Source organism: Pedobacter heparinus (assembly GCF_032678725.1).
In the GTDB taxonomy this organism is placed as follows: Bacteria; Bacteroidota; Bacteroidia; order Sphingobacteriales; family Sphingobacteriaceae; genus Pedobacter; species Pedobacter heparinus_A.
The window spans coordinates 1-865 of record NZ_JAVTSC010000047.1 but is presented as its reverse complement, the minus strand read 5'-3'; the positions used below and the strand labels follow the sequence as shown (position 1 = coordinate 865).

The 865-nt window shown below is 46.2% G+C and carries 1 protein-coding gene and 1 pseudogene; both read left to right on the top strand.

The annotated features are described in order from the left end of the window. The coding region (locus tag R2Q85_RS24540) for an N-acetylmuramic acid 6-phosphate etherase (protein WP_316814448.1) at window positions 1–596 on the top strand (596 nt) is incomplete at its 5' end. 2 nt (window positions 597–598) lie between these two features. Beyond that, window positions 599–865: pseudogene (locus tag R2Q85_RS24535) on the top strand (glucose/galactose MFS transporter); the annotation flags it as partial.

The following is an 865-nucleotide window of genomic DNA, read 5'->3' as shown; positions in this document are numbered from 1 at the left end:
TGGGTGTGCTGGATGCCAGTGAATGCCCGCCAACCTACGGCGTGCCTGATGATGTGGTGATCGGTGTGATGGCCGGAGGGGATGAAGCGTTGCGTTTCGGAATTGAAGATGCGGAGGACAGTGAGGAGCAAGGCTGGCTGGATCTTGAAAAACACCAGGTCAATGCCCGGGATACTGTAATCGGTATTGCCGCAAGCGGCACTACACCTTATGTTTTGGGCGCTTTAAAAAAAGCACAGGAACAAGGTATCCTTACCGCCTGCATCGTATGCAATTCGGGTTCGCCAATTGCACGATATGCTGATTTTGCACTGGAGGCAGTAGTTGGGCCTGAGTTTGTAACCGGCAGTACCCGTATGAAAAGTGGTACGGCACAAAAGCTGCTTTTAAACATGATCTCTACCAGTGTGATGATCCGTTTGGGTAAGGTGCTGGATAACCGCATGGTGAACATGCAGATCAGCAATGAAAAACTGGTAGACAGGGGTGTTAAAATGCTGATGGAGAAAACAGGGATAACAGATTATGAAGCTGCAAAAACCAGTCTGTTAAAATATGGGAATGTTAAAAATGCAATAGAAAAATTAAAGATATAATTATGGAGACAATGGTAAATATAGCTAAACCGGCAACCGGCGGTACATACGTAAAACAGGTCATGACCATCGGTTTTTTCTTTTTCATTTTTGGCTTTGTAACCTGGGTAAACGGAACATTGATCCCTTACCTGCGCATCGCCTGCGAACTGGAAGAATGGCAGGCTTACCTGGTTACTTTTGCCTTTTACATTTCCTACACTTTTATGGCCTTGCCATCCAGCCGGATATTGGAGGCTACCGGTATCATTAAAGGCATGCAGGTTGGT